Source organism: Streptomyces sp. MGP-P1, assembly GCF_057766565.1.
Window position 1 is genome coordinate 1,607,365 of record NZ_JBYMEM010000007.1, and the last position, 21,252, is coordinate 1,628,616.

General features: G+C 71.8%; 17 protein-coding genes and 1 pseudogene. 10 read left to right on the forward strand and 8 right to left on the reverse strand.

The window, feature by feature from the left end:
* Positions 1-7 precede the first annotated feature (7 nt).
* Positions 8-1,219, reverse strand: a complete 1,212-nt coding sequence (locus AC3CH1_RS28670) for a pyridoxal phosphate-dependent aminotransferase (protein ID WP_274345581.1) — start codon at positions 1,217-1,219, stop codon at positions 8-10.
* Positions 1,220-1,304: 85 nt separating this feature from the next.
* Here AC3CH1_RS28670 and AC3CH1_RS28675 point away from each other — a divergent pair, with 85 nt between their 5' ends.
* Both AC3CH1_RS28675 and AC3CH1_RS28680 read left to right on the forward strand, forming a co-directional pair.
* Complete coding sequence (locus AC3CH1_RS28675) at positions 1,305-1,997, forward strand: winged helix-turn-helix transcriptional regulator (RefSeq protein WP_488465547.1); 693 nt, start codon at positions 1,305-1,307, stop codon at positions 1,995-1,997.
* A gap of 70 nt (positions 1,998-2,067) precedes the next feature.
* Positions 2,068-2,715 carry a nucleoside/nucleotide kinase family protein gene (locus AC3CH1_RS28680; protein WP_488465548.1) on the forward strand — a complete coding sequence of 216 codons (648 nt, stop codon included), beginning with the start codon at positions 2,068-2,070 and terminating at the stop codon, positions 2,713-2,715.
* A 55-nt stretch (positions 2,716-2,770) separates the two neighbouring features.
* Here AC3CH1_RS28680 and AC3CH1_RS28685 read toward each other — a convergent pair whose 3' ends face one another.
* Together AC3CH1_RS28685 and AC3CH1_RS28690 are read right to left on the reverse strand one after the other, a co-directional pair.
* Complete coding sequence (locus AC3CH1_RS28685) at positions 2,771-3,706, reverse strand: carbohydrate kinase family protein (RefSeq protein ID WP_488465549.1); 936 nt, start codon at positions 3,704-3,706, stop codon at positions 2,771-2,773.
* Positions 3,703-4,671, reverse strand: a complete 969-nt coding sequence (locus AC3CH1_RS28690; RefSeq protein ID WP_488465550.1) for a pseudouridine-5'-phosphate glycosidase — start codon at positions 4,669-4,671, stop codon at positions 3,703-3,705. The genes AC3CH1_RS28685 and AC3CH1_RS28690 overlap by 4 nt, the downstream gene beginning before the upstream one ends.
* A gap of 105 nt (positions 4,672-4,776) precedes the next feature.
* Between AC3CH1_RS28690 and AC3CH1_RS28695 the strand changes: the two genes are divergently transcribed.
* Positions 4,777-5,139, forward strand: a complete 363-nt coding sequence (locus AC3CH1_RS28695; RefSeq protein WP_018957608.1) for a cupin domain-containing protein — start codon at positions 4,777-4,779, stop codon at positions 5,137-5,139.
* Between the two features lie 95 nt (positions 5,140-5,234).
* Here the strand turns inward: AC3CH1_RS28695 and AC3CH1_RS28700 are convergent, their stop codons facing one another.
* From AC3CH1_RS28700 to AC3CH1_RS28710, 3 genes are all read right to left on the reverse strand, one after another.
* The gene (locus AC3CH1_RS28700) at positions 5,235-6,437 is read right to left on the reverse strand and encodes an MFS transporter (RefSeq protein ID WP_488466760.1); all 1,203 of its coding nucleotides are present in this window, start codon (positions 6,435-6,437) and stop codon (positions 5,235-5,237) included.
* 142 nt (positions 6,438-6,579) lie between these two features.
* Entirely contained in the window at positions 6,580-7,137 is a 558-nt protein-coding gene (locus AC3CH1_RS28705; protein ID WP_488465551.1) for a methylated-DNA--[protein]-cysteine S-methyltransferase, read from the reverse strand.
* 77 nt (positions 7,138-7,214) lie between these two features.
* Complete coding sequence (locus AC3CH1_RS28710; protein ID WP_488465552.1) at positions 7,215-8,096, reverse strand: glycerophosphodiester phosphodiesterase family protein; 882 nt, start codon at positions 8,094-8,096, stop codon at positions 7,215-7,217.
* Positions 8,097-8,325: 229 nt separating this feature from the next.
* Here AC3CH1_RS28710 and AC3CH1_RS28715 point away from each other — a divergent pair, with 229 nt between their 5' ends.
* The 5 genes and pseudogenes from AC3CH1_RS28715 (at position 8,326) to AC3CH1_RS28735 (ending at position 15,656) form a co-directional block, all read left to right on the forward strand.
* Complete coding sequence (locus AC3CH1_RS28715) at positions 8,326-9,159, forward strand: MHYT domain-containing protein (protein ID WP_488465553.1); 834 nt, start codon at positions 8,326-8,328, stop codon at positions 9,157-9,159.
* Between the two features lie 39 nt (positions 9,160-9,198).
* Complete coding sequence (uvrB, locus tag AC3CH1_RS28720; protein WP_488465554.1) at positions 9,199-11,328, forward strand: excinuclease ABC subunit UvrB; 2,130 nt, start codon at positions 9,199-9,201, stop codon at positions 11,326-11,328.
* Between the two features lie 260 nt (positions 11,329-11,588).
* A complete protein-coding gene (locus AC3CH1_RS28725) occupies positions 11,589-12,167 on the forward strand; it encodes a TerD family protein (protein WP_026290465.1) in 579 nt (192 codons plus the stop codon).
* A 260-nt stretch (positions 12,168-12,427) separates the two neighbouring features.
* A pseudogene (locus AC3CH1_RS28730) lies at positions 12,428-14,385 on the forward strand (TerD family protein).
* A 242-nt stretch (positions 14,386-14,627) separates the two neighbouring features.
* A complete protein-coding gene (locus AC3CH1_RS28735; RefSeq protein WP_488465555.1) occupies positions 14,628-15,656 on the forward strand; it encodes a TerC family protein in 1,029 nt (342 codons plus the stop codon).
* Between the two features lie 126 nt (positions 15,657-15,782).
* Here AC3CH1_RS28735 and AC3CH1_RS28740 read toward each other — a convergent pair whose 3' ends face one another.
* Together AC3CH1_RS28740 and AC3CH1_RS28745 are read right to left on the reverse strand one after the other, a co-directional pair.
* Entirely contained in the window at positions 15,783-16,439 is a 657-nt protein-coding gene (locus AC3CH1_RS28740; RefSeq protein WP_488465556.1) for an MBL fold metallo-hydrolase, read from the reverse strand.
* Between the two features lie 10 nt (positions 16,440-16,449).
* Entirely contained in the window at positions 16,450-17,139 is a 690-nt protein-coding gene (locus AC3CH1_RS28745) for a maleylpyruvate isomerase family mycothiol-dependent enzyme (RefSeq protein WP_488465557.1), read from the reverse strand.
* 175 nt (positions 17,140-17,314) lie between these two features.
* On the opposite strand from AC3CH1_RS28745, the gene uvrA reads away from it, so the two are divergent.
* Positions 17,315-20,365, forward strand: a complete 3,051-nt coding sequence (gene uvrA / locus AC3CH1_RS28750) for an excinuclease ABC subunit UvrA (RefSeq protein ID WP_488465558.1) — start codon at positions 17,315-17,317, stop codon at positions 20,363-20,365.
* A 349-nt stretch (positions 20,366-20,714) separates the two neighbouring features.
* Positions 20,715-21,143: a Rieske (2Fe-2S) protein gene (locus tag AC3CH1_RS28755; RefSeq protein ID WP_032790784.1), complete on the forward strand. Its 429-nt coding sequence runs from the start codon at positions 20,715-20,717 to the stop codon at positions 21,141-21,143.
* The last annotated feature ends 109 nt before the right edge of the window (positions 21,144-21,252 follow it).

The window sequence follows — 21,252 nt, forward strand, 5'->3', positions numbered from 1 at the left end:
GCGCGGATCACTGCCGGTATCCGCTCAGGAAGCGGCCGATACGGCTGATCGCCGCGTCGAGGTCGTCGGCGTACGGGAGGGTGAGGATGCGGAAGTGGTCCGGGCGCGGCCAGCTGAAGCCGGTGCCCTGCACCACCTGGATCTTCTCCCGCAACAGCAGGTCCAGCACGAACTTCTCGTCGTCGACGATGCGGTGCACCTTCGGATCGATGCGCGGGAAGGCGTACAGCGCGCCCTTCGGCTTCACGCACGAGACGCCGGGGATCTCGTTCAGCCGCTCCCAGGCCCGGTCGCGCTGCTCGTGCAGCCGCCCGCCCGGGGCGACCAGCTCCCGGATCGACTGCCGTCCGCCGAGCGCGGCCTGAATGGCGTACTGGGCCGGGGCGTTGGGGCACAGGCGCATGGAGGCCAGCATGGTGAGACCTTCCAGGTAGTTGCGGGCGTGCTGCCGCGGACCGGACACCACCATCCAGCCGGACCGGAAGCCGGCCACCCGGTACGTCTTCGACAGACCGCTGAAGGTGAGGCAGACCAGGTCGGGGGCGAGGACCGCCGCGCTGTGGTGCTCGGCCCCGTCGTACAGGATCTGGTCGTAGATCTCGTCGGCGAACACCATCAGCCCGTGCCGCCTGGCCAGATCGAGGATGCCTTCGAGGATCTCGCGCGGATAGACCGCGCCGGTGGGGTTGTTCGGGTTGATGATCACGACGGCCCTGGTCCGGTCGGTGATCTTCGCGGCCATGTCGGCGAGATCCGGATTCCAGTCGGACTCCTCGTCGCAGACGTAGTGCACGGCCTTGCCGCCCGCGAGCGTGGTCACCGCCGTCCACAGCGGGAAGTCCGGGGCCGGGATCAGCACCTCGTCGCCGTCCTCCAGCAACGCCTGCACCGCCATGGAGATCAGCTCGGAGACCCCGTTTCCGAGGAACACGTCGTCCACGCCGACCTCGGTCAGGCCCATGGCCTGGTAGCGCTGGACCACCGCCCTGCGGGCCGAGAGGATGCCGCGCGAATCGGTGTAGCCGTGCGCCTGCGGCAGCATCCGGATCATGTCCTGGACGATCTCCTCGGGGGCCTCGAAACCGAAGAGCGCGGGGTTGCCCGTGTTGAGCCGGAGCACGCTGTGGCCCGCCTCCTCCAGGGCGTTGGCGTGCTCGATGACCGGGCCCCGGATCTCGTAGCAGACCTCGTTGAGCTTGCTGGACTGCCGGAACTCCATGCGCTGCCTCCCGAGCCGAATTGCGATACTTGGTTTTACCAAGCTTCAGCTTGGAAAGTCCAACAACATGTCTAGACTGCGTCGTATGCCACGTCAGCAGCAGCCAGCAGCACGCCCCGCCCGTCGCCGGAGCTACGACCAGTTCGACGCCACCGCCCGCGCCCTCGACGCCGTCGGCGACCGGTGGACGCTGCTGATCGTCCGCGAACTGCTGGGCGGGCCGCGCCGGTACACCGACCTGCACGCCGACCTGCCCGGCGTCAGCACGGATGTGCTGGCCTCCCGGCTCAAGGACATGGAACAGACCGGACTGGCCCTGCGCCGCAAGCTGCCGCCCCCGTCGGCGGCGTCGGTCTACGAGCTGACCGCCCGCGGCCACGGCCTGCTGCCCGTCCTCGCGGCCCTCGCCGAGTGGGGAGCGCCCGCCCTCGCCGAGCGCCGCCCCACGGACGCGGTGCGGGCCCACTGGTTCGCCCTGCCCCTGCTCGGCGCCCTCGCCGGGCTCACCCGGGAGGGCGTCCTCGAAGTCCGGCTGGAGGAGGGCGCGTTCCATCTCCGTGTCGGTGGGGGAGCGGGAAGCGCGCTCATGGCCGCCGAAGCGGTCGCCGCGGTGTACGGCTACGGCCCCGCCGACCGCCCCGACGCCCGGATCGTCCTCGACGCCGAGGTGTGTCTGGAGCTCGCGCGGGGTGGGGCGACCCTCGCGGAGGCGGTGAAGGACGGCCGCGTCGAGGTGCTCGGCGAAGGCCCGCTCGCCGCCGAACTGCGGGGCGCCTGACCTTCCGCGCGGGCGGCCGGACCCCGCTCACGGGCGGCCGGACCTCCGCCACTGCGGCGATGATGGGTCCGTGCGACTCGAAGCGATCACCTGGGAACGGCTGGCCGGCGAGCTGGCCCGCTACGGCGACGGGCTGTCCGCAGCCGACGGCGGGCCCTGGCTCGCGCTCGGCATCGACGGAGCGCCGGCCGCCCACACCGGCGAGAGCGCGGAGCTCCTCGCGCGGGAGCTGCGGCTGCTCGGCCGTGCGGTGCTCGTCATCTCCACCGAGGGCTTCCTGCGCCCGGCGAGCCTGCGCTTCGAGTACGGGAAGCGGGACCCGGACGCGTACGTCGACAGCTGGTACGACACCGGGGCGCTGTGGCGCGAGGTGTTCGGGCCGCTGGAGGCGGGCGGCTCCGGCCGCGTGCTGCCCGACCTGTGGGACCCCGTGACCGACCGGGCCACCCGTAGCCCGTACCACTCCCTGCCCGAGGGCGGTGTGGTCCTCGTGCACGGCCCGTTCCTGCTGGGGCACTGGTTCCCGTTCGCGCTCAGCGTCCATCTGCGGCTGTCCCCGGGGGCGCTGCTGCGACGCACGGCGGAGCCGGAGCGCTGGACCCTGCCCGCGTTCGCCCAGTACGAGGACGAGGTGGCGCCCTCGGACCGCGCGGACGTGGTGGTCCGGGCGGACGACCCGTCGCACCCCGCCTGGTCGGGGCTGCCCGGGAGCGGGTGAACGGGGCCCGCCCCGCCACCGCCCGTCACCGTCCGCCACCCCCCGGCGTTGTCCGTCACTGGACCGGCGGCGGCCGAGGGCTCCGGACCGGCGGCCGGCCGCCCACCGTGGCCACGGCCACCGCCCCCGCCCCGCAGCCCTCGGCCGCCGCGGCCAAGTCGTCGGCCCCGGCCAGCAGCGCCGCGAGGAACCCGCCGGTGAACGCGTCACCCGCTCCCGTCGAGTCGACCGGCTCGCGCACCGGCGTGGCGGGGACGCGGCCGACGACCTCGCCCCCGGCGGCCACCACGGCTCCGCGCGCGCCCAGGGTGACGACGACGCGCGGGAACCACCGGCTCAACTCGGCCGCCGCGGCCTCCGGTCCGGGCAGCCCGGTGAGCAGGCGGGCCTCGTCCGCGTTCGGCAGCAGCAGCTCCGCACCCTCCGCGAACTCCAGGAACCGCTGGGGCCCCAGCTCGCCGAGGAACCCGGCCGACGCCGGGTCCACGCTCACCGGAATGCCCCGCTCCACGGCGGTGCGCAGGGCGAGGAGGGCGGCGGCCCGGCTCACCGCGGCGAACAGGAGGTAGCCGGAGAGGTGCAGCCGCCCGACACCGTCGAGCATCGTGGGCGCGAAGTCCTCGACGGCGAGCCGCAGCACCGCCCCGCCGTCGGTCAGGAACGTGCGCTCCGCCGCCGCGTCGACCAGGGCGATGACGGTCGCCGTCGGGAACGCGTCGTCCACCGCCAGGAACGCCCGCACCCCCACCCGCTCCAGCTCCTCCCGGTGCCAGTCGGCCGACTCCGCCCCCGCCCTGGCCAGCAGCCGCACGTCCGCGCACCCCGAACGCACCGCCCAGCAGGCGACGTTGGCCCCCGCGCCGCCCGGCAGCGTCCGGATCCGGGCCGCCGTGTCCGTACCGTGGGCGAGCGCCGATCCGTACCGCGCCACCACGTCCGTGACCACGTCCCCCACCACCAACAACCCACCGCCCGCCGCCGGACGGTTCACCGGGCGCCCGCCGCCACGGCGATCCGCGCCGCGAGCGTCACGTTTCCGCGGACGGCCGCCAGGTTCGCCTCCAGTGACGCGCCCCCGGTGCGCCGCATCAACTGGTCCAGCAGGAACGGGGTGACGCCCTGCCCCGAGACGCCCCGCTCCCGGCACGCGTCCAGCGCCTCCGCCAGCACCCGGTCGTGCAGTTCCGGATCCAACTGATCCTGTTCCGCTACGGGGTTGGCTACGATCAGCGCGGCCGGCGGGCCGCCCAGCGCCTCCTTCGCCCGGATCACCTCCACCACCTCCTCCGGGCTGTGCACCGTCCAGTCGACGGGTTCGCCGGAGCTGCTCAGGTAGAAGCCGGGGAAGTGCCCGGTGCCGTAGCCGACGACGGGGACGCCGAGGGTCTCCAGGCGCTGGAGGGTCGCTGGGACGTCGAGGATCGACTTCACCCCCGCGCAGACCACGGTGATCCCGGTGCGGGCGAGCAGCCGCAGATCGGCCGACTCGTCCTGGTTCTCGGCCCACTCCCGGTGTACGCCGCCGAGCCCGCCCGTCGCGAAGACGCCGAGGCCCGCCCGCGCCGCCAGGAACGCCGTCGCGGACACCGTCGTCGCCCCGCTCGCCCCGGCCGCGAGCGCCGGGGCGAGATCGCGGTGCCCGAGCTTGCGTACCGCCGGGTCCCCGGCGACCCACTCCAACTGGTCCTCGCCCAGGCCGACATGGGCCCGCCCGTCCAGAACGGCGACGGTGGCCGGAACAGCGCCCGCGGACCGGACGAGCCCTTCCAGCTCCCGGGCCACGGACAGATTGCGGGGGCGCGGCAGGCCGTGCGCGATGATCGTCGACTCCAGCGCCACGACGGGCAGACCGGCGCTCAGAGCGGCCCGCACCTCCGCCGAGAGCACGGGTTCGCAGGCGTTCGACCCGGGGTTCTCGCGCGGAGCGGGACGCCGGCCCGGTGGGTTCTGAGGCATGCCCCCATCCCTGTCGCGGCCGGGGGGAGCGCAAACCACGGACGGACCTCCTGGGGCGGGTCCTGGCCGCGGGTTGGCCGGAAGCGGTCGCTAAGGTGACCGGCCATGACGACAAACGACCAGGTCCCCGCCTCCTTCGCCGTACACATCCCGGACGCCGAACTCGTACCGGAACCTCTCGATCCGGCGCAGATCGTCTCGGGCGATCCCGTGGTGACGGGCAAGGTGCTGGGAGAGTCGGCCGACGGCAAGCAGCTCCGGGGGATCTGGCAGATCACCCCCGGTGTGGTCACCGACACCGAGGCGAACGAGCTGTTCGTGGTCGTCAGCGGCCGGGCGACCGTCGAGGTCGAGGGCGGGGCGACACTGGAGATCGGCCCGGGAGACGCCTGCGTCCTGCGCGAGGGCGACCGGACGACCTGGACCGTCCACGAGACGCTCCGCAAGGCGTACCACATCAGCCTCTGAGGGCCGTGGCTGCTGCCCACGGTCGCGCCGACGGCGGTTGCGGTCGTCGTGGCGGTCGCGGCCGGTCGCGGCAGTGGACGCGGTCCGGTGGTGTGTCAGCCGCTGACCGCTCCCGGCCGCCGCAGGCTCCGGTGCAGGACGAGCGCGGCGACCGGCAGCAGCAGCGCGGCGCCGATCGCGTTGAGAGGGCCGTACCCCCACTGGGCGACGATCACTCCGGCCGCCGCCCCTCCGACCGCCGCCGCCGCGTTCATGGTCAGGTCCGACAGCCCCTGCACCGCGGCGTGGGCCGACCGCGGCACCGCGTCGGTGAGCAGCGCCGAACCGGCGATCATCCCCGCCGACCAGCCGAGGCCCAGCAGGAACAGGCCCGCGGCGGTCTGCCCGTGCCGGGGCCCGGCGGTGCCCGCGAGCAGCGCGGCGCAGCTCAGCAGTCCGACGGCCAGCCCGATCACGGCGAGCCGGCCGAACCGGTCGGCCAGCCAGCCCATCACCGGTGAGAACGCGTACATGCCCGCGATGTGCCCGCTGATGACGAGCCCGATCAACTGGAGGCCGGCGCCGTGCCGGCCCAGGTCGACCGGGGTCATGACCATGATCGACACCATGGCGGTGTGCGACACGGTGACCGTCAGCAGGGCGAGCCGCGCCATCGGCGACTCCCGCACGGCCTCGATCCCGGCGCGCAGGGAACGCTTCGGCGGCCCCGCCGGGCCCTCCGGGGCCAGGGCGCGGGCGGTGAGGAGCGGATCCGGGCGCAGGGCCAGCGCCACGACCGCTCCGGCGAGCAGGAACACGACGGCCGAGCACAGATACGGCCCGGCGGCCTCGGGCACCGGCGTACCGCGGAACAGCCGGCTCGCCGGGGCGGAGATGTTGGGGCCCACGACCGAGCCGATCGTGGTGGCCCAGACGACGACGGAGATCGCCCGCCCCCGCCGCTCCGGCCCCACCAGGTCGGCCGCCGCGAACCGGGCCTGGAGTCCGGCCAGGGATCCCGCGCCGAACGCGGCCATGCCGAGCAGCAGCAGCGGGAAGCTGGGCAGCATCGTGGCGAGGACCACCAGTCCGCCGCCGAGCGCACCGATCAGATAGGCGAGCGCCAGGCCGGACCTGCGGCCCCGGGTGGTCATCAGGGCGGCCAGCGGCAGCGACAGCAGCGCCGTGCCGACGACGGACGCGGTCGGCGCCAGCCCGGACAGCGCCTCCGAACCGCTCACCTCGGCGGCCAGTATCGGAGCCAGGGCGATGCCGACGGCCACGCCGAGGCCGCCGAGTATCTGGCTGACGATGAGCACGGCCGACGTCCGGCGCTGGAGAGCGGGTATGCCGGCGGCCGTGACCTGGGAGGGGGAGAGGGGTCGCGTCACCGGCGCAGTGTGTCACCGCCCGGCCGCCGCCGTGCACCCGGACGGGTGAACGGACCCCGAGGGTCGTCCCTCAGAACAGCGGCTGCGGCAGAACCCCCTCCAGCGCCAGCAGCTGCCGCTTGGTCTCCAGACCGCCGCTGAACCCGCCCAGGCCTCCGCCGTTCTCCACCACCCGGTGACACGGCACCACCACCGGCAGCGGGTTGGCCCCCATGGCCGCGCCCACCGCCTGCGCCCCCTCCGGCCGGCCGACCCGCGCGGCCAGCTCCCCGTATCCGACGACCGTCCCGTAGGGCACCCCGGAGGCCAGCTCGCGGAGCACCTCGCGGTGGAACCCGGAGGTGAGCGACCAGTCCAGATCGAGGTCGAGATCCTGCCGCTCGCCCGCGAAGTACGCGGCGAGAGCACGTATGGGCTCGGCGAGCCGTGCGGAGCCGGGCGCCTCCACCGGCTCCGTGCCGAAACGGGTCCGCAACCGGTCGAGGACCGCGTCCCGCACGGCCGGGCGGGCGTGGAAGGAGACACTCACCAGACCGGACCCGGTCGCGGCGAGCAGCAGCGGGCCGATGCCGCTGACCACGACGGCCCACTCGACGGCCGGTTCGGCAGCGGTCCCGTAGCTGTTCATGCCGACCACCGTACGACCCGCCACTGACAGCGGCGGACCCGTCGGCCGGAAACCGACAGGCCCGCCCCCCTGCCGCGTCAGCTCGTCGCGTCGCGCACCACGTCGGGGAAGTTGGTGATGATGCCGTCGACCCCGTGGTCACGGGCCTTCACCGCGTCCGCCGCCTTGTTGACCGTCCACGTGTTCACCCGCAGACGCTTGCCGTGCGGGCCCTTGAGCCGCTGGACGGCCGCCACGTAGTCGGCGCCGATCGTCGCGTACGAGGGGTTGATCTGATCGGTGAACGCCGCGTACGAGGGCAGGTCGGCCACCGCCGGAGTGCCCAGAAAGCCGGTCGTGATGTCGGGGCGCAGGCTGTGCACGGTCTTCACGCTGTCCGCGCCGAAGCTCTGGATGACCAGCCGGCTCCGTACGTGGGAGCGGTCCAGCCACCCCGACCGGCCCAGGACCCGGATGATGTCCCGCTCGATGCCCGGGTAGGTCGCCGGGCTCTTGATCTCCAGCAGCAGCTTCTGCCGGTTGCGCTCCATGCGGTGCAGGAACTGGGTGAGCGTCGGCACACGGGCCCCGGTGAACCTCGCTCCGAACCAGCTGCCCGCGTCCAGCTTCGCCACCTCCGCAGCGGTGAAGTCCTTCACCGCCCACGGCGCCCGGTCGGGGAAGACCTGCTCGGCGTCCGTCGTGCGCTTCAGGTCGGTGTCGTGCAGCACGACGAGCACGCCGTCGCGGGTGCGGTGGACGTCGTTCTCGACCCATTCGATGCCGAGCGCGTCGGCGGCGTCGACGGCGGCGAGGGTGTTCTCCGGCGCGTAGCCCGACGCCCCCCGGTGAGCCACGACGACCGGGGCGTCCTGCCCCTGCCGCTCCGGAGCCTCGGGCCGGTCGGCGGGCAGCAGCAGGGCGCCGGCGCCGAGCAGGGCGGCGGCCGTGGTGGAGGCGGTGGCGGTGCGGACGAACACGGGGACTCCTCACGTCGGGAGTGTGCGGACACGCAGAGAGTGACAGCGGCCCGCCAACACCCGGCGGGGCGGCGATGGCCGCGAAATGAACGGAACCTTCGATCCCGGGGCCACCGCCGGAGCACGCCCCGCGGCCGTGCCGATAAAATGTGCTTTCTTTGTCTGCCTGCCGGGACTCGCCCCTTAAGGACCCTCCTCGACCCCGGGCTTTCTCGAAGGGCGTGCGCGCATGCAAGGAACAGTCGACGGATTCACCTACGGCCTGGTGACTCCGGTCGCGGCCTTCATCATGGCTGCCCTGGGAGCCGCCCTCGGACTCCGCTGCACCACCCGGTCCTTTCACGCGGCACGCTCCTGGCGGGCCGGCTGGCTGGCGCTGGGTTCGCTGTCCATCGGCTCCGGGGTATGGACCATGCACTTCGTCGCGATGACGGGCTTCACCGTCCAGGAGACCCCGATCTCCTACGACAAACCCCTCACCTTCGCAGGCCTGGCCATCGCCGTCGTGATGGTCGGCATCGGCATCTTCATTGTCGGCTACCGGGGCGCGACCCGCATGGCGTTGATCACGGGGGGCACCATCACCGGCCTCGGCATCGCCTCGATGCACTACCTCGGCATGGCGGGCATACGCATGGACGCCCGGTTCGCGTACGACACGCCCCTCGTGGTCCTCTCGGTGCTGATCGCCGGAATCGCCGCCACGGGCGCCCTGTGGGCCGCCGTCACCCTCCGGGGAGCCCGCTCCGGCCTCGGCGCGAGCATCCTGATGGCCGTCGCGGTGACCGGGATGCACTACACCGGCATGGCGGCGCTCGACGTGCACCTGCACCTGCCGCCCACCCTGCCGCCCGACCTGGCCGACGTCCTGCCCGGCGACCGGCCCGCCGAGATGATCGGCCCGATGCTGGCAGGACCCGGCTGCTTCCTGCTCCTCGCCGCGGTGGTGCTCATGTTCGACCCCAAGGCCGTGACGGGGGAGCCCGGTCCGGACCCGCGCGGTGGGCAGCGCCCGCGGAGCATCGCCCGGGAGGGGGCGGGAGGGACCGCCCGGTACCGCTGATCCGAGGCCGTTGTCAGTGGTGGGCCGTACGGTGGATGCATGCGGCCCGTTTCCAAGATCGAACGTTCGGTGGCGCCCTTCGAGGTCGTCAGTCCCTACCAGCCCAGCGGCGACCAGCCGGCGGCCATCGCCGAGCTGGAGCGGCGCATCCGCGCGGACGAGAAGGACGTCGTCCTGCTCGGCGCGACCGGCACCGGCAAGTCGGCGACCACCGCCTGGATGATCGAGAAGCTGCAGCGCCCCACCCTGGTGATGGCGCCGAACAAGACCCTCGCAGCCCAGCTGGCCAACGAGTTCCGCGAGCTCCTCCCGAACAACGCGGTGGAGTATTTCGTCTCCTACTACGACTACTACCAGCCCGAGGCGTACGTCCCCCAGTCGGACACCTACATCGAGAAGGACTCCTCCATCAACGAGGAGGTCGAGCGGCTGCGCCACTCGGCGACGAATTCGCTGCTCACCCGGCGCGACGTCGTCGTGGTCGCCTCCGTCTCCTGCATCTACGGCCTCGGCACGCCCCAGGAGTACGTGGACCGCATGGTCCGGCTCAAGGTCGGCGAGGAGATCGACCGCGATCAGCTGCTGCGCCGTTTCGTCGAGATGCAGTACAGCCGCAACGACCTGGCGTTCACCCGCGGCACCTTCCGCGTCCGGGGCGACACCATCGAGATCTTCCCGGTCTACGAGGAGCTCGCCGTCCGGATCGAGATGTTCGGCGACGAGATCGAGGCCCTGTCCACGCTGCACCCGCTGACCGGCGAGATCATCAGCGAGGACCCCATGGTCCACGTCTTCCCCGCCAGCCACTACGTCGCCGGGCCCGAGCGTCTCCAGAAGGCCGTCAGCGGCATCGAGCAGGAGCTGGAGCAGCGCCTGGCCGAGCTGGAGAAGCAGGGCAAGATGCTGGAGGCCCAGCGACTGCGCATGCGCACCACGTACGACATCGAGATGCTCCACCAGATCGGCACCTGCTCCGGCGTCGAGAACTACTCGATGCACTTCGACGACCGCGCGCCCGGCACCGCCCCCAACACCCTCCTCGACTACTTCCCGGACGACTTCCTGCTCGTCCTGGACGAGTCCCACGTCACGGTCCCGCAGATCGGCGCGATGTACGAGGGGGACGCCTCCCGCAAGCGGACCCTCGTCGACCACGGCTTCCGGCTGCCGTCCGCGATGGACAACCGGCCGCTGAAGTGGGAGGAGTTCCTGAAGCGGATCGACCAGACGGTGTACCTCTCCGCCACCCCGGGGAAGTACGAGCTCTCGCGCGGCGACGGTTTCGTCGAGCAGATCATCCGCCCCACCGGCCTCGTCGACCCCGAGGTCGTGGTCAAGCCCACCGAGGGCCAGATCGACGACCTGGTCCACGAGATCCGCAAGCGCGTCGAGCGCGACGAGCGGGTCCTGGTCACCACTCTCACCAAGAAGATGTCGGAGGACCTCACCGACTACTTCCTGGAGCTCGGCATCCAGGTCCGCTACCTGCACAGCGACGTCGACACCCTGCGCCGCATCGAGCTGCTGCGCGAGCTGCGCTCCGGCGAGTACGACGTGCTGGTCGGCATCAACCTCCTGCGCGAGGGCCTCGACCTTCCCGAGGTGTCCCTCGTGGCCATCCTCGACGCCGACAAGCAGGGCTTCCTGCGCTCCGGCACCTCGCTCATCCAGACCATCGGCCGCGCCGCCCGTAACGTCTCCGGCCAGGTCCACATGTACGCCGACAAGATCACCCCGGCCATGGCGCAGGCGATCGACGAGACGAACCGCCGCCGCGAGAAGCAGGTCGCGTACAACACCGAGCGCGGCATCGACCCACAGCCGCTGCGCAAGAAGATCAACGACATCGTCGCGACCATCGCCCGCGAGGAGGTCGACACCGAGCAGCTGCTCGGCACCGGCTACCGGCAGGGCAAGGAGGCCAAGGCGCCGGTGCCCGCGCTCGGCTCCAAGGCGGCCAAGGGCGGGGCGAAGGGCAGGGCGCCCTCGCCCGGCGCGGTGCTCAGCGACCGGCCCGCCACCGAACTGGCCGGGATCATCGAGGAGATGACCGAGCGGATGCGGGCCGCGGCCGCGGACCTTCAGTTCGAGGTGGCCGCCCGGCTGCGCGACGAGGTCGGTGAGCTGAAGAAGGAACTGCGCCAGATGAAGGAGGCGGGCCTCGCCTGATCCCGGTGGCCCGACCGGCCCGGGACCGGCGCTGATGCGCCGGTCCCGCGCCTGTTCCGGGGCGGAATCCGGCGCGGAATTCGGCACGGTCCACGGTGCGAATCCGGTGCTGTTCTCGACGCGCCGATCGGGCTGAGCCGGGTGTGTTGCAAGACCGACACGAAAACGGGCCGAGCCTGCTGTCGCCCGGGGTGGAATGCGTAGGGTGCGGGGAAACCGCACACGGATGGTTGCGGGGCAATGCCGAGAGGGGACAGCGCGTGACGGTCAACATGACCAAGGGTCAGGCCATCAGCCTGCAGAAGAGCGACGGGGGGACCCTGACCGCGGTACGGATGGGGCTCGGCTGGCAGGCGGCTCCGCGCCGTGGCCTGTTCGGTTCGCGCACGCGCGAGGTCGACCTGGACGCCTCGGCGGTGCTCTTCGCCGACAAGCAGCCGGTCGACGTCGTGTTCTTCCGCCACCTCGTCAGCGATGACGGCTCGGTCAAGCACACCGGTGACAACCTGGTCGGCGGCGCCGGCTCCGGCGGCGACGACGAGGCGATCCTCGTCGACCTCCAGCGCGTTCCGGTCCACATCGACCAGATCGTCTTCACGGTGAACTCCTTCACCGGGCAGACGTTCCAGGAGGTCCGGCACGCCTTCTGCCGCATCGTCGACGAGACCAACGGCCAGGAACTCGCCCGGTACACGCTCGACGGCGGCGGCCAGTACACCGCCCAGATCATGGCGAAGGTGCACCGCGCGGGCAGCGGATGGCAGATGACGGCCCTCGGGAACCCGGCCAACGGCCGCACCTTCCAGGACCTGATGCCGTCGATCCTCCCGCACCTGTAGGACCCTCACCGTTCCGGCACGGCCCGCACCGGAGCGGCCAGGAGCGGCTCCCGGAGGCACCCGCCGCCGGGAGCCGCCCCACTCGGCGGCACGCACGGACAGCACGGCACGGACGGCACGGCACGGACAGCAGGGCAGACACGCACGTACACGGCCGGGCACGGTACGCACGCACACGGTCATACACGGAACGGCAGAACACGGCACCGCACGGCACCGCGCCCCTCGACGCGCGGGCCGTCGTCGAGGGGGACAGGGCAATGACGGCCGAACTGGTCCGGGGGCAGAACCACACCTTGCCCCAGACCCGTCTGGAGATCCGGGTATCGGCGGGCGCGCCCGTCGTGGCCGGGGCCACCCTCGGCGACGAACGGGGCACGGTGCGCGGCGTCGAGTGGATCGCCCACCCCGGCTCGCCCCAGCTCCCCGGTCTTGAGGTCTCCCAGCAGGCGGCCGCCGATCACCGCCTCGCCGTCGACCTGGAGGCCCTGCCCGCCGGCGCCCACCGGGTCACCGTGCTGCTCGCGCTTCCCGTGGGAGCGGGCGGCCCGGCGCGGTTCGGCGCCGTTCCCGCCCCCTTCGTCGCCGTCACCGGGCTCGACGGCGCCGAGATCGCCACCTTCACGCTCACCGGCCTGGACGCCGAGTCCGCGGTCAGCGCCCTGGAGCTCTACCGCCGCCACGACGCCTGGAAGGTCCGCGCCGTGGGACAGGGATACGCCGGCGGGCTCGCCGAGCTGCTCGCCGACCAGGGCGTGGCCGAGGCCACCGGACTGGCCGGATCCATTCAGGAGGCCGTCACCCGGGGCATAACCCGTTCGGTGGCGCCGCCCCGGACCCAGGAAGGCGACCGCGTACGGCACGCGACGGGCCCCGAGGACCACCGCCCGCCCACGCAGTCCCCGGCCCCGGAGCCCACCGAGCCGCTGGCCGACCCGGCCACCACCCCCCAGCCGCACACCGCTCCGGGCCCGGCCGCCGCGGGACCCGCCGACGGCCCCATCAACTACGCGCACCCGCGCCGCAGGCACGCCGCGCCCCCGACGCCCCCGCCCACCCCGCCTCCGGCCCAGCCCGGACAGACCGCGCAGCCGGTCGCCGGGGACGCCACCGGCTGGTCGATGGACGAGCGCCTCTACAACCAGATCTGGGGCATGTTCGAGGATCTGGCCCGCACCGTCGCCGCCTACCGCAGCGCCGTGGACTTCGCCGAGTCCCGTATGGACCAGGAGCTCGACCGGTCCCTGTCCGACCCGCGCAATCGGATCGGGGAGCGGGCGACCGTGCCCGCGAGGGGGCCCGCGCCAAGCGCGACGAGCTGACCTCCCGGGCCCGGGAGGCGCTCGACCGCGATCTGGCCCAGTTGGCCGCCGAAGCGGCCGTCGTCGAGCCCGCGCTCCCGGCCGCGTACGCGGGCTGGGGCAACCCCGTCTGGCACGCCCACCGCGTCCCGATGGAGATACCGATGGCCCTGCGCGTCGGCGACCTCCACCTGCCCGAGCGCACCGACCTGCGCATCCCGCTGCTCGTCCGGCTGCCGCTGGAGCGCGGGATCTGGGTGGACAGCGGACGGACGGCGTCCGAGGCGGCCGCCCTGATGGACACGGACCGGCTGCGCCGGCTCGCCATGGAGACCGCGGTCGCCCACGCGGCGCGGCTGCTCGCGGTGTATCCGCCCGGTGAGTTCTCGGTGCACGTCATCGACCCGGCGGGCGCCGCGGCCGGCCCGCTCGCGCCGCTGGTCGAGGCGGGCGTCCTCGCCGGACCGCCCGCCGCCGGACCCGGGGGAGTGGCCTCAGTCCTGGCCCATCTCACTCGGCGGGTGGACCTGGTGCAGATGGCGGTGCGGGCCGGGGCGGCCGATGCCCTCCCGCCCGATCTGGACACCGGCGAGCAGCTCCTGGTGGTCAACGACTTCCCGCACGGCTTCGACGACCGGGCCGTCACCCAGCTCCGCTATCTCGCCGACGAGGGCCCCGCGGTCGGCGTGCACCTCCTGATGGTCGCGGACAGGGCGGAGGCCAGTGCGTACGGGCCGGTGCTCGACCCGCTGTGGCGTTCGCTCCTGCGGATCACCCCGGTAGCCGACAGCCACCTCGCCGATCCGTGGGTCGGGCATGCATGGACGTACGAGCCGTTGGCGGTCCCGCCGGGCAGCCACGTTCTGGAACAGGTGCTCGCGGCGGTGGCAGCCGCCCGTCGAGCCGCCGGACGTTGATCGGCAGGCAACCTCTGACCTGGGATTTTGACGACTTCTTTACCCTTTTCTTTACCTTTACTTGGTGATGCCTGTACTGTTTGGGGAACGGAGGGGAGTACTCCTTACGCGACGTCCCGTCAATACGGACCGTTATCGGTCCCGGGGCGCCGGTCCAGGCACGCGTAGCGCGTGCAAGGGTGGAAGAGACCTCCGGCAGCGACGACGCTGATAAGTAGCCGTAGCGAACTGCCGGAGGCGCAGTGGACGTTTCATGGACCGTATGGGTCCTGACCATCGTTGGTCTGTCAACCCTGATCGCCGTCGACTTCTTCATCGGGCGCAAGCCCCATGACGTGTCGACCAAGGAAGCCGGAATCTGGACGATCGTCTGGATCGCGCTGGCCGTGCTCTTCGGAGCCGGACTCGCGGTCCTCGGCGAGGGCAAGGCCTCCGGCGAGTTCTTCGCCGGATTCATCACCGAGAAGTCGCTGAGCGTCGACAACCTCTTCGTCTTCGTGCTGATCATGGCGAAGTTCGCGGTGCCCTCGCAGCTCCAGCAGCGCGTGCTGCTGATCGGTGTGCTGATCGCCCTGGTGCTCCGGGCGATCTTCATCGCCGCCGGCGCCGCCGTGATCGCGAACTTCTCGTGGGTGTTCTACATCTTCGGCGCGTTCCTGATCTACACCGCCTGGAAGCTCATCCAGGAGGCGCGGGCCGACGAGGAGGAGGACGACTTCGAGGAGAACCGTCTCCTCAAGTCGATCGAGCACCGCTTCGGGGTCGCCGACAAGTACCACGGCACGAAGCTGTTCATCCGCGAGAACGGCAAGCGCGTCATGACCCCGCTGATGGTGGTCATGCTCGCCATCGGTATGACCGACGTCCTGTTCGCGGTGGACTCCATCCCGGCGATCTTCGGCCTGACCCAGGACCCGTACATCGTCTTCACGGCCAACGCGTTCGCCCTGATGGGTCTGCGCCAGCTGTACTTCCTCATCGGTGGTCTGCTGAAGAAGCTGGTCCACCTCAGCTACGGCCTGTCGGTGATCCTCGGCTTCATCGGCGTCAAGCTGGTGCTGCACGCCCTGCACGAGTCCGGTGTGCACGTGCCCGTGGTGTCCATCCCGTTCTCGCTCGCCGTTATCTGTGGTGTCCTGATCGTCACCACGATCACCAGCCTCATCGCCAGTAAGAAGATGGCGGCGGCCGAGGCGGAGAAGGCCGAGAAGGACGGGACCCCGGAGACCGCCGGTCCGTCCGACGAGGAGAGCAAGAGCATCAACAGCTGACCCGGGGCCGCCCCGAGCGGCACAGGGACACACCGGCAGCGGCCGGGGCGGTACGGCGAAAGCCGTCCGCCCCGGCCGCTGCTGCGTATGCGTACGGGGGATACGCGCCGGAGAGGAGCGCGCGGCCTACCAGCCGCGGGCGCGCCACTCGGGCAGCCCGGGCCGCTCGTCGCCGAGCGTCGTGTCGTGCCCGTGGCCCGGATAGACCCACGTCTCGTCGGGCAGCCGGTCGAACAGCTTCGTCTCGACGTCGCGCAGAAGGCTCGCGAACGCCTCGGGGTCCTTGTTCGTGTTCCCCACCCCGCCGGGGAAGAGGCAGTCCCCGGTGAACAGATGCGGAGCGCCGTGCGGGTCGTCGTAGACCAGGGCGATGGAGCCCGGGGTGTGACCGACCAGATGGCGGGCGGTCAGCTCGACCCGGCCGACGGTGATCGTGTCGCCGTCCTCGACCAGGACGTCGGTCGGGACCGGGATCCCTTCGGCGTCGTAGCGGCCCGCGTACGTCCGGGCGCCCGTGGCCCCGGCCACCTGGGCCAGGGCCTGCCAGTGGTCCCCGTGCCGGTGCGTGGTGACGACGGAGGCGATCCCGTCGTCACCGATCAGCGCCAGCAGCGTCTCCGGCTCGGCGGCCGCGTCGATCAACAGCTGTTCGCCGGTCGCCCGGCAGCGCAGCAGATAGGCGTTGTTGTCCATCTCGCCCACGGCGACCTTGGAGATCATCAGATCCGTCAGTTCGTGCACGCTCGCCGGTCCGCCGACCTTCACCGCTCCGCTGTACGTCATGCGGCTCAGCCTATAGCGGGGGCAGTGCGGGCAGGGGGCCCCCGGCCACGGTGAGGGCGGCGCCGTCACGGCGGCCGCAGAGCCAGCCCAGCAGCTCGGCGGCGGGCCCCTGCACCGTCACCAGGGCGCTCGGCGGGCCGCCGCCGGTGCTCCAGGTGCGGCCGTCCAAGTCGGTCAGCGCCGTGGCGGGCACCTCCTGGTTGCCCAGGAAGCGCTCGGTCAGGAAGGCGATCTCCCGCGCGACGAACTCCGCGGGCAGGTCCTCCAGCTCGTAGCCGACGTCCAGGTCGACGTGGTGCAGCTCCACCTCGACCCAGCGCCGGAAGGGCACCCGGGCCACGGAGTCCGTCACCCCGTTGCGCAGGGTGACCGTACGGGACCAGTCGGCGGGTTCGGCGGCGGCCGCCAGGAAGCCGGCGGCGCTCTCCCGCAGGTCGGTCAGCTGCTCGGCCGCCGGGCGCGGGGCGCCGTCGGCGATGTCGGCGTCCCGGGTTTCGCTGCTCGCGTACATCGGGAGTCCCCGGAGAACATTTCCGATCGCGTCGGCGTTGCGTGACAGGTGGGCCAGAACATGGCCCCTGCTCCATCCGGGCAGCCGTGACGGCTCGGCGACAGCGGCGTTGTCCAGTTTGCCGACTGCGTCGAGCAGTCGTTCGGTCGCTTCGCGTACAGCTCCCAGGTCGTGCGCATGATCCATCATGCGGGCGAGCCTAGCTCCGCCACTCATTCGGGTGAAGGAGTCAGAGGGTGGCCGTAAATCGAATGTGCGTGCTATACGCTCGGAATCGAAAGCTTCTTACACCGCTGTGGCGCCCCCCATACCCTGGGAGAGGGGCTCAGTTCCCCCACTTCTCTCTAGAAAGGTGCGGACCGGCGTGGCCGACCGTCTCATCGTCCGTGGCGCGCGCGAGCACAACCTGAAGAACGTCTCGCTCGACCTGCCCCGCGACTCTCTCATCGTCTTCACCGGGCTCTCCGGGTCGGGCAAGTCGTCCCTCGCGTTCGACACGATCTTCGCCGAGGGGCAGCGCCGCTACGTCGAGTCGCTCTCCTCGTACGCCCGGCAGTTCCTCGGCCAGATGGACAAGCCGGACGTCGACTTCATCGAAGGTCTCTCGCCGGCCGTCTCCATCGACCAGAAGTCGACCTCGCGCAATCCGCGCTCGACGGTCGGCACCATCACCGAGGTCTACGACTACCTCCGGCTGCTCTTCGCCAGGATCGGCAAGCCCCACTGCCCCGAGTGCCGCCGCCCCATCTCGCGGCAGTCGCCGCAGGCCATCGTCGACAAGGTCCTCGGCCTGCCGGAGGGCAGCCGCTTCCAGGTCCTCTCGCCGCTGGTGCGCGAGCGCAAGGGCGAGTTCGTCGACCTCTTCGCCGACCTCCAGACCAAGGGCTACAGCCGGGCCAGGGTCGACGGGGCCACCATCCAGCTCGCCGAGCCGCCCACGCTCAAGAAGCAGGAGAAGCACACCATCGAGGTGGTCATCGACCGTCTCACCGTCAAGGACAGCGCCAAGCGGCGGCTGACCGACTCCGTCGAGACCGCGCTCGGTCTCTCCGGCGGCATGGTCGTGCTCGACTTCGTCGACCTCCCCGAGGACGACCCCGAGCGCGAGCGGATGTTCTCCGAGCACCTCTACTGCCCGTACGACGACCTCTCCTTCGAGGAGCTGGAGCCGCGCTCCTTCTCCTTCAACTCGCCCTTCGGCGCCTGCCCCGACTGCACCGGCATCGGCACGCGCATGGAGGTCGACCCGGAGCTGATCATCCCGGACGAGGAGAAGTCCCTCGACGAGGGCGCGATCCACCCGTGGTCCCACGGCCACACCAAGGAGTACTTCGGCCGCCTGATCGGCGCGCTCTCCGAAGCCCTCGGCTTCCGTACGGACATCCCCTGGGCCGGGCTGCCGCAGCGGGCCAAGAAGGCCCTGCTCTTCGGCCACAAGATCCAGACCGAGGTCCGCTACCGCAACCGCTACGGGCGCGAGCGCGCCTACACCACCCCCGCCTTCGAGGGCGCGGTGCAGTTCGTCAAGAGGCGCCACACCGAGGCCGAGAGCGACTCCAGCCGGGAGCGGTTCGAGGGCTACATGCGCGAGGTGCCCTGCCCCACCTGCGAGGGCACCCGGCTGAAGCCGATCGTGCTCGCGGTGACGGTGATGGAGAAGTCCATCGCGGAGGTCGCCGCGATGTCGATCAGCGAGTGCGCCGAGTTCCTCGGCCGCCTCAAGCTGAACGCCCGCGACAAGAAGATCGCCGAGCGGGTGCTCAAGGAGGTCAACGAGCGGCTGAAGTTCCTCGTCGACGTCGGCCTGGACTATCTGTCGCTGAACCGAGCGGCCGGCACCCTGTCCGGCGGCGAGGCCCAGCGCATCCGGCTGGCGACCCAGATCGGCTCCGGCCTGGTCGGCGTGCTGTACGTGCTGGACGAGCCGTCCATCGGCCTGCACCAGCGCGACAACCACCGGCTCATCGAGACCCTGGTCCGGCTCCGCGACATGGGCAACACGCTCATCGTCGTCGAGCACGACGAGGACACCATCAAGGTCGCCGACTGGGTCGTCGACATCGGCCCCGGCGCGGGTGAGCACGGCGGCAAGGTCGTCCACTCCGGCTCGCTCAAGGAGCTCCTGGCCAACAAGGAGTCCATCACCGGCCAGTATCTGTCCGGCAAGCGGTCCATCACGACCCCCGACATCCGTCGCCCGGTCGACCCGGCCCGCCGTCTCACCGTGCACGGCGCCCGGGAGAACAACCTCCACGACATCGACGTCTCCTTCCCGCTCGGCGTCCTCACCGCCGTCACGGGCGTCTCCGGGTCCGGGAAGTCGACGCTGGTCAACGACATCCTCTACACCCACCTGGCCCGCGAGCTGAACGGCGCCAAGTCGGTCCCCGGCCGCCACACCCGGGTCGACGGCGACGACCTCGTCGACAAGGTGGTGCACGTCGACCAGTCGCCCATCGGCCGGACCCCCCGGTCCAACCCGGCGACGTACACCGGAGTCTTCGACCACGTCCGCCGGCTCTTCGCCGAGACGATGGAGGCGAAGGTGCGCGGCTATCTGCCGGGCCGCTTCTCCTTCAACGTCAAGGGCGGCCGCTGCGAGAACTGCTCCGGCGACGGCACGATCAAGATCGAGATGAACTTCCTGCCCGACGTGTACGTCCCGTGCGAGGTCTGCCACGGAGCGCGCTACAACCGGGAGACCCTGGAGGTCCACTACAAGGGCAAGTCCATCGCCGAGGTGCTGGACATGCCGATCGAGGAGGGCCTGGACTTCTTCGAGGCCGTCCCCACGATCGCCCGCCACCTCCGTACGCTCAACGAGGTCGGCCTCGGCTATGTGCGGCTCGGCCAGTCCGCGCCGACCCTCTCCGGCGGTGAGGCGCAGCGCGTCAAGCTGGCGAGCGAGCTCCAGAAGCGCTCGACCGGCCGCACGGTCTACGTCCTGGACGAGCCGACGACCGGTCTGCACTTCGAGGACATCAGCAAGCTGATCACCGTGCTCTCCGGCCTGGTGGACAAGGGCAACACGGTCATCGTCATCGAGCACAACCTCGATGTCATCAAGACCGCCGACTGGGTCGTCGACATGGGACCCGAGGGCGGCAACGGCGGTGGTCTGGTGGTCGCCGAGGGGACGCCGGAGCAGGTCGCCTCGGTCCCCGCCAGCCACACCGGGAAGTTCCTCCAGGGCGTCCTGGACGCGGACCGCGTCAGCGAGGCCGCCGTGCCCTCCGGGCGGGGGACGACCCGTAAGGCGGCCGCCCGCAAGACCGCCCCGGCGAAGAAGACGGCCGCCGCGGCCAAGAAGGCCGCGGCGACCAGGGCGAACGCCACGGGAGCCAAGGCGGGTACGGCCAAGGCCGCCCCCAGGACGGCCGCGGCGAAGAAGGCCACCCGCGCCCGCAAGGCCTGAGCGAGGCGCGAGCGGTCGCCCGGCCCGGCAGCCGCTCGCTCCTCGGGGTTGTCCGCCCCTCCCCGCCTGGCTCGCGAAGTCCTGCGGGCCTGACGGGGAAGGTCGGGCAGGCCCTCGTCGGCGACGGCGGCCCCCACAGCACGAAGGGGGCCGCCGTCGCCCGTCCGGACAGGCGCTCCGGCCCGGTCGCGGGGCTTCCGATCCCCGCCGGTATCGTCGGTTCTGTCACCCGGCACGCGGGGCCGCCGTCGCCGCCCCGCCTGTCCGGCGACGCGGATCCGCCGTGATCCACCCCCGAACAACCAGCCCCGCCATGATCCACCCCCAACGACAACCCCGTGGAGTCCGCATGCCCGGCCTGCCCGCCGCCCGCCGTACCGTGCTGAAGGGCGCCGCGCTCGCCGGCGCCGCCGGGCTGGGAGCAGCCGCCTGCTCCACCGAGTCCAAGCTCGGCCACGCCAAGAACCCCACCCCCACCGCCCCCGTCGACCTCGGGGCCGCCTCCGAGGTGCCCGTCGGCGGGGCCAAGCTCTACCGCGAGCAGCGCGTGGTCGTCGTCTGCCCGGCGAAGGGCGAGTACAAGGCGTTCAGCGCCCAGTGCACCCACGGCGGCTGTGTCCTGGACAAGGTCGAGGGCACCGAGGGCCACTGCCCCTGCCACGGCAGCCGCTTCGACATGACCACCGGCAAGCCGGTGAAGGGCCCGGCCACCGTGCCGCTGCCCGCCGTCCCGGTCACCGCCGAGGGCGGAAAGCTCGTCGCGGGCCCCGACGCCTGACGTGGAACAGCGCCCCGACGCGTAACCGCGCCAGCGCACCCCGACGGGTCATCGCGCCCTGACGCGTAACCGCGCCCCGGCGCCGGACACGTAACCGCGTCCCGACCCC

What these genes read in the sequence shown, in the direction of transcription:
- AC3CH1_RS28670 (WP_274345581.1), bottom strand. Translation starts at nt 1,219, where the DNA reads ATGGAGTTCCGGCAGTCCAGCAAGCTCAACGAGGTCTGCTACGAGATC.
- AC3CH1_RS28675 (WP_488465547.1), top strand. Translation starts at nt 1,305, where the DNA reads ATGCCACGTCAGCAGCAGCCAGCAGCACGCCCCGCCCGTCGCCGGAGC.
- AC3CH1_RS28690 (WP_488465550.1), bottom strand. Translation starts at nt 4,671, where the DNA reads ATGCCTCAGAACCCACCGGGCCGGCGTCCCGCTCCGCGCGAGAACCCC.
- AC3CH1_RS28695 (WP_018957608.1), top strand. Translation starts at nt 4,777, where the DNA reads ATGACGACAAACGACCAGGTCCCCGCCTCCTTCGCCGTACACATCCCG.
- AC3CH1_RS28705 (WP_488465551.1), bottom strand. Translation starts at nt 7,137, where the DNA reads ATGAACAGCTACGGGACCGCTGCCGAACCGGCCGTCGAGTGGGCCGTC.
- AC3CH1_RS28715 (WP_488465553.1), top strand. Translation starts at nt 8,326, where the DNA reads ATGCAAGGAACAGTCGACGGATTCACCTACGGCCTGGTGACTCCGGTC.
- uvrB (WP_488465554.1), top strand. Translation starts at nt 9,199, where the DNA reads ATGCGGCCCGTTTCCAAGATCGAACGTTCGGTGGCGCCCTTCGAGGTC.
- AC3CH1_RS28740 (WP_488465556.1), bottom strand. Translation starts at nt 16,439, where the DNA reads ATGACGTACAGCGGAGCGGTGAAGGTCGGCGGACCGGCGAGCGTGCAC.
- AC3CH1_RS28745 (WP_488465557.1), bottom strand. Translation starts at nt 17,139, where the DNA reads ATGATGGATCATGCGCACGACCTGGGAGCTGTACGCGAAGCGACCGAA.
- AC3CH1_RS28755 (WP_032790784.1), top strand. Translation starts at nt 20,715, where the DNA reads ATGCCCGGCCTGCCCGCCGCCCGCCGTACCGTGCTGAAGGGCGCCGCG.